The organism is Micromonospora sp. S-DT3-3-22, assembly GCF_015354745.1.
Lineage (GTDB): Bacteria > Actinomycetota > Actinomycetes > Mycobacteriales > Micromonosporaceae > Micromonospora > Micromonospora wenchangensis.
In genome coordinates this window covers 1-8,998 of sequence record NZ_JACGMO010000191.1, presented here as the reverse complement: position 1 = coordinate 8,998, position 8,998 = coordinate 1, and the positions used below count along the sequence as shown (strand labels likewise).

Annotated in this window: 11 protein-coding genes; 6 read left to right on the top strand and 5 right to left on the bottom strand. The window is 73.8% G+C overall.

The features are described from left to right. A partial coding sequence (locus H1A17_RS32395) for an acyl-CoA dehydrogenase family protein (protein WP_255542180.1) occupies window positions 1-126 on the top strand: 126 nt, incomplete at its 5' end. 50 nt (window positions 127-176) lie between these two features. Here the strand turns inward: H1A17_RS32395 and H1A17_RS32390 are convergent. Continuing rightward, a complete protein-coding gene (locus tag H1A17_RS32390; protein ID WP_088642644.1) occupies window positions 177-812 on the bottom strand; it encodes a TetR/AcrR family transcriptional regulator in 636 nt (211 codons plus the stop codon). Window positions 813-966: 154 nt separating this feature from the next. Next, a complete protein-coding gene (locus H1A17_RS32385; RefSeq protein WP_145920484.1) occupies window positions 967-1,875 on the bottom strand; it encodes a DUF2336 domain-containing protein in 909 nt (302 codons plus the stop codon). Between the two features lie 116 nt (window positions 1,876-1,991). Here H1A17_RS32385 and H1A17_RS32380 point away from each other — a divergent pair, with 116 nt between their 5' ends. From H1A17_RS32380 to H1A17_RS32360, 5 genes are all read left to right on the top strand, one after another. Beyond that, window positions 1,992-2,909: an ABC transporter permease gene (locus H1A17_RS32380; RefSeq protein WP_228544668.1), complete on the top strand. Its 918-nt coding sequence runs from the start codon at window positions 1,992-1,994 to the stop codon at window positions 2,907-2,909. Beyond that, complete coding sequence (locus H1A17_RS32375) at window positions 2,906-3,697, top strand: ABC transporter ATP-binding protein (protein ID WP_194823661.1); 792 nt, start codon at window positions 2,906-2,908, stop codon at window positions 3,695-3,697. Before H1A17_RS32380 ends, H1A17_RS32375 begins: the two co-directional genes overlap by 4 nt. Window positions 3,698-3,806: 109 nt before the next feature. Further along, complete coding sequence (locus tag H1A17_RS32370; RefSeq protein WP_194823660.1) at window positions 3,807-4,778, top strand: PaaX family transcriptional regulator C-terminal domain-containing protein; 972 nt, start codon at window positions 3,807-3,809, stop codon at window positions 4,776-4,778. A gap of 227 nt (window positions 4,779-5,005) precedes the next feature. Then, window positions 5,006-6,250 carry a cellulose binding domain-containing protein gene (locus tag H1A17_RS32365; protein WP_194823659.1) on the top strand — a complete coding sequence of 415 codons (1,245 nt, stop codon included), beginning with the start codon at window positions 5,006-5,008 and terminating at the stop codon, window positions 6,248-6,250. 88 nt (window positions 6,251-6,338) lie between these two features. Next, window positions 6,339-6,809, top strand: coding sequence for a hypothetical protein (locus H1A17_RS32360; RefSeq protein ID WP_145920489.1), 471 nt, complete (start codon window positions 6,339-6,341; stop codon window positions 6,807-6,809). Between the two features lie 13 nt (window positions 6,810-6,822). Here the strand turns inward: H1A17_RS32360 and H1A17_RS32355 are convergent, their stop codons facing one another. Genes H1A17_RS32355 through pcaD form a run of 3 tightly spaced genes read right to left on the bottom strand, consistent with a single transcriptional unit; the run spans window position 6,823 to window position 8,755 of the window. Beyond that, window positions 6,823-7,605 carry an IclR family transcriptional regulator gene (locus tag H1A17_RS32355; protein WP_240762198.1) on the bottom strand — a complete coding sequence of 261 codons (783 nt, stop codon included), beginning with the start codon at window positions 7,603-7,605 and terminating at the stop codon, window positions 6,823-6,825. Further along, window positions 7,602-7,982, bottom strand: a complete 381-nt coding sequence (gene pcaC / locus H1A17_RS32350) for a 4-carboxymuconolactone decarboxylase (RefSeq protein WP_194823662.1) — start codon at window positions 7,980-7,982, stop codon at window positions 7,602-7,604. The genes H1A17_RS32355 and pcaC overlap by 4 nt, the downstream gene beginning before the upstream one ends. After that, a complete protein-coding gene (gene pcaD, locus H1A17_RS32345; protein ID WP_168222520.1) occupies window positions 7,982-8,755 on the bottom strand; it encodes a 3-oxoadipate enol-lactonase in 774 nt (257 codons plus the stop codon). Before pcaD ends, pcaC begins: the two co-directional genes overlap by 1 nt. Window positions 8,756-8,998 lie beyond the last annotated feature (243 nt).

Genomic DNA, 8,998 nt, shown 5'->3' with positions numbered 1-8,998 from the left:
GGCTACGGCTACACCCGTGACTACCCCGTCGAACGCATGATGCGCGACGCCAAGATCACCCAAATCTACGAAGGCACCAACCAGGTCCAACGCATCGTCATGGCCCGCCAACTCCTCAAGGACTGACGGACCGACGCCCGGCCCCGCACGCCCCGGCGGCCCGGCCCCGGGGCGACTCAGGCGGTCAGGCCCTCCAGCACCATCGCGCTGAACTGGCGGGCCACCTCGTCGACACTGAGCGGTCCGCCGACGTTGAGCCACTGGTAGGCCCAGGCGCACATGCCGACCAGCCCGAAGGTCGCGATCCGCGGGTCGACGTCCGCCCGGAACGCCCCCCGGGCGACCCCGTCGGCGATCATCCCGGCGAACGCCGCCTCCACCAGGCCGCGCTTGCGGGTCACCTCGGCGAACAGGTCACCGGAGAGGTAGCGCCGCTCCTGGTAGAAGATCGTCACGTGGGCCCGGTACTCGGCCACGCTGGTGAGGCTGAACCGGATCAGCTCGCGTACCCGTACCGTCGGGTCGTCGCTGTCGGTCTCGATCTTCTGGATCGCGGCGAGCTGCGCCTCCAGGTACTCCTCCTGGATGTGCCGCAGCAGGTCGTCCTTGCTGGCGAAGTGGTGGTAGAAGGCGCCCTTGGTGAGCTGCGCCTGGTCGGCGATCTCCTGTACCGAGGTGCGGTCGAAGCCCCGTTGCTCGATCAGCCCCAGCGCGCTCGTGATCAACGAGTTGCGGGTGTTCTCCGGGTCGTACCCGTCGGGCCAGCGTTGCCGGCGTCGGGTCGACTCCGGTCGGGACGTCGCACGCGCCATGAATGGCCTCCTGTCCGCGATACAGCCAGACAATGCTACCGTCCGGTCGGAAGGAAACGAAGGGAGCCACCCCGATCGATCCGCCCGAGAAGTGTCGCGCACCCTCGACCCGAGGGGAAGCCCCTGCGGCGACACGGCCGTACGCGGGACGGACTCAGCGGCGGGTCTCCCCCGAGCGGCCCCGACCCGGCCCGGCGGCGCGGTGGCCGACCCGTGGCGCGCGTACCACCGGGGACGTCGCGGCGCCGGGACGGAACTCGCGGGCCGCGGCGGCGACCAGCTCGTCCGGGTCGTCGGTGAGCGCGCGCCGCAGGTGCGCCGGGACGAGTCCCGACGTCGCCACCGCCATCCGCACCTGCGTCGACCGGTCCTCGACCAGGGGACGCAGGTCGGCCTCGTCGAGCGCGACGGCGGACACCAGCGCGGCCCGGACGTCCGGCACCGGGTCCTGGGCCAGCGCGCGACGGTGCTCGGCGGTGGTCTGCGGATTGCGCGCCAACCCCTTGCGTACCCGGGCCGTGCGGTCGGCCAGCAGCGTGGTCATCACGTCCGGATCGTGGGTGTGCGCGGCGAGGCGTTCCCGCACCTCGGGTGAGACGTCGTCGACCAGCCGCACCGCAAGCTCCGGCTCCAGGTCACGCGACTCGGCGAGCAGGCCCCGCAGTTCCTTGTCGGCGGTCTGCGCCATCGCCCGGCGGACCGACGCGTCGCAGGCCGGGTTGCCGGCGACCGCCCAGCGGACCCACCGGTCGGCGTCCCTGACCAGACGCAGCAGGTTGGCGGTCGAGGTGGCGGGGTTGCGCGCCACCGCCTCCCGCACCTCCCGGTCACGGTCGCGGGTGAGCGGGCGCAACGCCTGGGCGGGCGCGTCGGCCCGGGTGGCGACCGCCCGGCGGACCGCCGGCGACGGGTCGGCGGCCAGGTCGATCAGGGTCAGGTGGGTGGTGCCCGGGTCCTGCGCGAGGCGGAGCCGGGCGTCGACGTCGCCGTCCATCGCCGCAGCCGGGCCGGCGCCCGCCCCACCGTGCCGGTCGGGCCGGTCGACGTCCTGCTGATTCCCCATGGGCGTCATCATGTCACGGGCCGCACGGGCCGCTGCGAGGCCGACCGACGCACGGTCGATGAGCCGGCGGACGACCACGGACGCGGCGTCCGTGCCGCGTCGGCGGTGGGTTGGTGATGGCTTCCCCGGACGCCCGCGTCGGCACCGGCAACGGGAATGTCGTCAGGATGGTGGGGCTGCTCGCCGTCGGGTGGGTGCTCTGGCGCCGGCCCGTCGACGCCGCGTCGGGTGGGCCGGCCGGGCCGGCGGTCGCGCGGGGGTGGTCGCGGCCCGCCCACCCCGGCCAGCCGCCGGATGCGCCGGCCGGCCGGGGTGGGCGGTGGCGGGACTCGTCGTTCACCCCGCCGCCGAGCCGGGTGGCCGGCGCGTTCGTCGACCTGTGGTGGAGCGGGCCGGCGCACCGGCTGTTCGCCTCCGACGCGTTCGTCGCCGACGTCGGCGCGAGCATGTTCCGGCTGCTCATCGGCTACGCCCTGGCGGTGTCGGTGGGCACCCTGGTCGGCGTGGCGCTGGGCCGCAGCCGACGCCTGGAGTGGCTGTGCGCGCCGGTGGTACGGCTCGGCGTCGCCACCCCCGCGGTGGTGCTCATCCCGATCGCGATCGTGCTGCTCGGGATCAACGACCGGATGCCCATCTTCGTCATCGCGTTCGGCTCGATCTGGCCGGTCGTGTTCAACACGATGGACGGGGTGGCCAACGTCGACCGGCTGGCCCTCAACAGCGCCCGCGCGATCGGGCTGCGGCGGGTGGACCGCTTCCGGTTCGTCGTGCTCCCGGCGGCGCTGCCGCGCATCCTGGCCGGCGCACGGGTCAGCCTGGGCATCGCGGTGGTCCTGATGGTCAGCTCCGAGTTGTACGCCTCCACCTCGGGCGTCGGCTACCAGATCCTGCTCCAGCAGCAGAAGTTCGACACCCCCCGGATGTTCGCCGGGGTGGTGATGGCGTGCGCGATCGGCATCCTGTTCAACGCACTCTTCGGCCTGTACGAGCGGTGGGCGTTCCGCGGGCGACCGACGGTAGGGAGATCGGCATGAGCGAACCGGAGAACACCTCGGCCGCGCTGGTCGTGGCGGGACTGTCCAAGACGTACACCACGAACGGGGTCGACCACCTGGCGATCGAACAGGTCGACCTGGAGGTGCACGCGGGCGAGTTCGTGTCCATCGTCGGGCCCTCCGGCAGTGGCAAGACGACGCTGCTCAACTGCATCTCCGGGCTGATGCGGCCCAGCACCGGCGAGGTACGGTCGTTCGGCCAGACCATCGGCGACGGCCCCTCCGACGACATGGCGATCGTGTTCCAGGACTACAGCCGCTCGCTGTTCCCCTGGCTCACCGTCGAACGCGACATCGGACTGCCGCTGCGCCGTACGGGGGCGAGCCGGGCCACCGTGGCCGGCGCGGTGGACAGCCTGCTTGCGGCCGTCGGGCTGCCCCGTTCGGTGATCGGCAAGTACCCGTGGCAGCTCTCCGGCGGCATGCAGCAGCGGGTCGCTATCGCCCGCGCGCTGATCAACAAGCCGAAGATCCTGCTGATGGACGAGCCGTTCGCGTCGGTCGACGCGCAGACCCGGATCAGCCTGGAGGACCTCACCCTGCGGGTATGGCGGGAGTGGAACAAGTCGGTCCTGTTCATCACCCACGACATCGACGAGGCCGTCTACCTCTCCGACCGGGTGGTGGTGCTCAGCAAGGGCCCGTCGACGGTGAAGGCGACCGTGGACGTGCCGCTGCCCCGCGACCGGGACCAGATCCTCACCAAGCAGGAACCCCTGTTCGGCAAGCTGCGCAGCGAGGTGATGGACCTGGTCATGGGGCACTGACCGACCCGCCGCAGGCCACCGGGACCGTCGTGCCGGCGGGCGGATCGGCGGCCCCACGGGCGGGCCGGTCGGCGGCGTCGGCCGTACGGTGGTGCGACAATCTGTCGGGGTGACCGCCGAACAGCCCGTCCCCGACGTCCGCACCCCCCGGGCCCCACTCGGGTCGAGCCCGCAGCACCTGCTGGCCACCCTGCTCGGCGAGTACCTCGACCCGGCGGCGGCCGACCTGCCGTCGGCGGCGGTGATCGCGATGCTGCGGGAGTTCGGGGTCACCGAGCCGAGCGCCCGTGCCGCACTGTCCCGGCTGGTCAAACGGGGTCTCATCGCGGCGCGGGGCGACACCCGACCGCCGGTCTACCACCTCACGCCCGAGGCGGTCGCCCGGCACCGCTCCCGGATGCGGCACTTCCTGACCTTCGGCGCGCAGCCGCCGCACTGGACCGGGGACTGGGTGCTGGTCTCCTACTCGATCCCCAGCTCCGGTCAGGCGGCCCGGCACGCGGTGCGCCGGGCGTTGACCGGACTGGGGTTCGTGGGCCTCTACGACAGTGTGTGGATCAGGCCGGGTGTCGACGCCGCGCCGGTCCGGGCGGAGCTGGCGGCGCTGCTGCACCCCGTCGCGGGGGGCCGCTGGTCGGTGCTGCACGCCCGGTTCGACGAGGAGGCCGGACCGCACGGCCCGGCCGCCGCGTACGACCTGACCGGTCTCGCCGCCGGCTACGCGGCGTTCGTCGCGCGGTTCGCGCCGTTGCGGGCGGCGGCCCGCCGGGGCGCGGTCGACCCGGGCACGGCGCTGGTGGCGCGCACCTCCGCGATGGACTCCTGGCGTCGGTTCGCCGACACCGACCCGGATCTGCCCGCGCACCTGCTGCCGCAGCCCTGGCCACGCCGTCAGGCCAGGGAGACCTTCCTCGACATCCATTCCGGGCTCGGTGCGCTCGCCCGGGCCCGGCTGATCGAGGTGACCGCGCCGCACTGGCCGGACGCCGCCCGGTGGATCACCCACTTCGACGCCCCGGCCGACCCCGCCCGACCGCAACCGGCCGGCGGCCCGCGCGGCGTCGCACGCCACACCGGATGACCGTGGCCGCGCGGGGGTCGCACCCGCCCGCCAGACGGGCAACACATTGACACTTTTCGTTACCCCGGTGATAGTAACTGCATACCGCGACCGCCTGTGGGGACCACGGCCGGGCGGTCGACGCGTCCACGTCGACCCGCCCCGTTGCCGGCGCTGACCACCTGGTCGGGCCCGGCGGCAGACCCGCCACCGCAGGGGTGCCACCGCCGACACCCGCAGGAGGGTGCATGCCAAGGAGATCGAAGCTCTACGCGGGCCTGACCGCCGCGCTCGTGCCGGCAGCCGCCGTGCTGATGGCCCTCGGCGCGACGCCGGCCGACGCCGCAGTGGGCGGTTCGGGGCCCTACCCCGCCGACTACGAGACCGCGACCAGCCTGCCCAACCACACCATCTTCCGGCCCCAGACGCTGCCGACCGAACGCCTGCCGATCCTCGTGTGGGGCAACGGCGGCTGCTCGGCCAACGGCCTCTCGCAGGGCAACTTCCTGCGCGAGATCGCCTCGCACGGCTTCCTGGCCATCGCCAACGGCGGGCCGAACGCCTCCGGTTCCACCAACTCGCAGATGCTCACCCAGTCCATCGACTGGGCGGTGGCGGAGAACTCCCGCCAGGGCAGCAAGTACTACAACCGGATCGACACCGGCAAGGTCGCCGTCGCCGGCTTCTCCTGCGGTGGCCTGGAGGCGTACGCCGTCTCCAACGACCCCCGGGTGACCACCACCGGCATCTTCAGCAGCGGCCTGCTCAACGACGCCGACGACTACCAGCTGCGGCGGCTCACCAAGCCGATCGCCTACTTCGTCGGCGGGCCCAGCGACATCGCCTACCCCAACGCCATGGACGACTGGGGCAAGCTGCCCGCCGGGCTGCCCGCCTTCATGGGCAACCTGAACGTCGGGCACGGCGGCACCTACGACCAGCCCAACGGCGGCGAGTTCGGCCGGGTGGCGGTGCTCTACCTCAAGTGGCGGCTCAAGGGCGACACCACCGCCGGCAGCAACTTCGTCGGCGCGAACTGCGGGCTGTGCCGCACCCAGTGGACCGTCCAGCAGAAGAACCTGACGCTCGACGGCCCGCCGCCGACCACCCCGCCACCCACGACCCCACCACCCACCACTCCCCCGCCGACCACCCCGCCGCCGACGACTCCCCCGCCCACCACTCCCCCGCCCGGTGGGGCCGGCTGCACCGCCGTCTACGCCGTACAGGACCAGTGGAACGGCGGGTTCGTCGCCAACGTCAGCGTCACCGCCGGGTCCGCCGCGCTCACCGGCTGGCGGGTCACCCTGACCCTGCCGGGCGGCGCAGCGGTCAGCTCGGTGTGGAACGGCGTCGCCACCGGCACCAGCGGCACCATCACCGTCACCAACCAGAGCTACAACGGCAGGCTGGGTGCCGGGCAGAGCACCAGCTTCGGGTTCCAGGGCACCGGAAGCGGCACCGGAACCACCGCCACCTGCACCGGAAGCTGACCGTCGCGCCCGCCGCACGGGCGGGTCGCCCGGTGCGGCGGGCCGGTACCGGGTACCGGCCCGCCGCACCGTGTTCTAGGGTGCCGGCATGACGAGCGCGCCCCGGGAGGCGGAGACCCGCATCGGGCCGGTCGGCGCGCTGCTCTGCCGGCTGCTCTTCCTGGCCATCTGCCTGCCCGGCCCGGTCCTGCTCGCCGCCGGCGTGACCGGCGACCTGCCGGTGTCGTCCGGGGAGCGCTGGGGTCTGGTCGCCGGCGGGGTGTTCACCACCATCGTCGGGGTCGGCTTCGGTGTCTTCGGCTGGCGGGTGGTCGACCGGTCCCGTAGCGATGCCCGCCAGCTCGACGCCACCGGGGTCGCCGCCACCGCCGAGATCCTCACGGTGGCGCACCACCTGGGCGGGGAGAGCCCGGAACTCGACCTGCACCTGCGGATCAGCGGGCCCGGCTTCGCCCCCTTCGAGGCGGACACGGTCCGGCCCGACGACCCGGGGCTCGTGCCCGGCAGGCTGCTGACCGCCGTCGTGGACCCGGCGAGCCGGCTCTACCGGGTCCAGTGAGGACGCCGGGCCCTCACCCGCCGCGCAGGTCCTCCTCGATCCGCCGGGCGGTGGCCAGCAGCGGCGGCAGCAACTCGCGCCGGATCAGCTCGAACGACCCCCGGCTGGCATGGGCGGACAGGTTCACCGCCGCCACCACCGCGCCGTGCGCACCGTGGATCGGCGCGGCCAGCGACCGCAACCCCTCCTCCAGTTCCTGGTCCACGATCGCGTACCCCTGGGCGGCGATCTTCGTCAGGACGGCGCGCAGCTTCGCCGGGTCGGTGACGGTGCGCCGGGTCAACGGTTGCAACCGCGCGGTGGCGAGGTAGTCGGCCAACCGGTCCGCCGGTTGCGCGGCGAGCAGCACCCGCCCCATCGACGTGGCGTACGCGGGGAACCGGGTGCCGACGCTGATCCCCACCGTCATGATCCGCCGGGTGGGCACCCGGGCGACGTAGACCACCTCGTCGCCGTCGAGCACCGACACCGAGCAGGACTCGTGCACCTGCGCGACCAGCGCCTCCATGTGCGGTTGGGCGATCTCGGGCAGCCCCAGGCCGGACAGGTAGGCGTAGCCGAGGGCGAGGATCCGCGCCCGCAGGGAGAACAGCCGGCCGTCGGTGTGCACGTAGCCCAGCTCGACCAGGGTGAGCAGGAACCGGCGGGCCGCGGCCCGGGTCAGCCCGGTACGTCGGGCCACGTCGCTCAGGGTGAGCTGCGGATGCTCGGCGTCGAACGCCCGGATCACCGCGAGCCCACGCTCCAGCGACTGCACGAACTCCGGTGACCGCGCCGCCTGACCGCCCACCCTCACCCCGCCTCCCGCCGCAGTGCCTCCCGGGCCACCGTGAACGCCCGGTTCGCCGCCGGTACGCCAGCGTAGACGCCGACCTGGAGCAGGACCTCCGCCACCTCCTGTTCGGTCAGCCCGTTGCCCAGCGCGGCCCGCACGTGCATCGCCAACTCCTCGTCGTGGCGCAGGGCGGCGAGCACGGCCAGGGTGATGCAGCTGCGGGTACGCCGGTCGAGGCCGGGCCGGGTCCACACCTCCCCCCACGCGTAGCGGGTGATGAAGTCCTGGAAGTCGGCGGTGAACTCGTCCGTGCCGGCGACCGCGCGGTCGACGTGCGCGTCACCCAGCACCTGCCGGCGTACCGTCATGCCGGCGTCGTGCCGCTCGCGGTCGTCCATCATCCACCCGCCTGTTCGAAGTGTTCCCGCAGGAGTCGGCCCACCGGCGCGGGTTGTTCGACGTTGGCCAGGTGGGCCGCGGCGTCGAGGACGACCAGCCGCGCCCCGGGGACCAGGTCGACGATCTCCCGGGCGTGTCCGACGGGGATCGCCGGGTCGTCCGCGCCCGCGACGACCAGCGTCGGGACGCCGATCCGGCCCAGGTCGGGGCGCAGGTCCAGGGCGGCGATCGCCTCGCAGCAGGCCGCGTAGCCGGCCGGGGAGGTCGCGGTCAGCATCGCGCGGTACCCGGCCACCAGGTCCGGGTGGGCGGCGGCGAACGGCGGGGTGAACCAGCGGGTCACCACCGCATCGGCGATCGCCGGCAGGCCACCGGCGCGGACCGTGGCCGCCCGGTCCCGCCACGGGTCGGGCGGGCCGAGCCGGGCCGCCGTGCACAGCAGGGCCAGCCGGCGCACCCGGTCGGGCGCGTGGACGGCGAGCCACATGCCGACCATGCCGCCGAGGGACAGCCCCGCGTAGTGGACCCACGGCACGTCGAGGTGGTCCAGCGTCCGCAGCACCTCCCGGCCCAGCAGGTCCACCGTGTACGGCCCGGCCGGCGTCGCCGAGCGGCCGTGACCGAGGTGGTCGTAGCGGATCACCCGGAACCGTTCGGCGAGCGCCGCGACCTGGGGTTCCCACATCGCGCCGGTGGTGCCGAGGGAACTGCCGAGCAGCAGCACCGGCGCGGTGGGCGGGCCGTCGACCCTCAGGTGCAGCCGGGAGGTCACGGCCCCGCGCCCCGGGCGGCGGCCAGCGCCGCGTCGACGAACCGGCCGGCCGACCCGAGCCACCGGCCCGGGTCGAGCGCCTCGTCGATCTCCGCCCCGGAGAGGTGGGCACGGATCCCGGGGTCGGCGAGCAGCGCGGCGCGGAACGCGGGCGCGGCGGCGGGGACGGGGCTGGAGGAAGGCGGCAGAGTACATCGCCCGCGACGCTACCGGGTGGCCAATCGACCGACGACGGGCCGATCG

Excerpts from the sequence above, each read along its gene's own strand:
- H1A17_RS32375 (WP_194823661.1), top strand. The coding sequence starts at position 2,906 with ATGAGCGAACCGGAGAACACCTCGGCCGCGCTGGTCGTGGCGGGACTG.
- H1A17_RS32385 (WP_145920484.1), bottom strand. The coding sequence starts at position 1,875 with ATGGGGAATCAGCAGGACGTCGACCGGCCCGACCGGCACGGTGGGGCG.
- H1A17_RS32360 (WP_145920489.1), top strand. The coding sequence starts at position 6,339 with ATGACGAGCGCGCCCCGGGAGGCGGAGACCCGCATCGGGCCGGTCGGC.
- pcaC (WP_194823662.1), bottom strand. The coding sequence starts at position 7,982 with ATGGACGACCGCGAGCGGCACGACGCCGGCATGACGGTACGCCGGCAG.
- H1A17_RS32380 (WP_228544668.1), top strand. The coding sequence starts at position 1,992 with ATGGCTTCCCCGGACGCCCGCGTCGGCACCGGCAACGGGAATGTCGTC.
- H1A17_RS32365 (WP_194823659.1), top strand. The coding sequence starts at position 5,006 with ATGCCAAGGAGATCGAAGCTCTACGCGGGCCTGACCGCCGCGCTCGTG.
- H1A17_RS32390 (WP_088642644.1), bottom strand. The coding sequence starts at position 812 with ATGGCGCGTGCGACGTCCCGACCGGAGTCGACCCGACGCCGGCAACGC.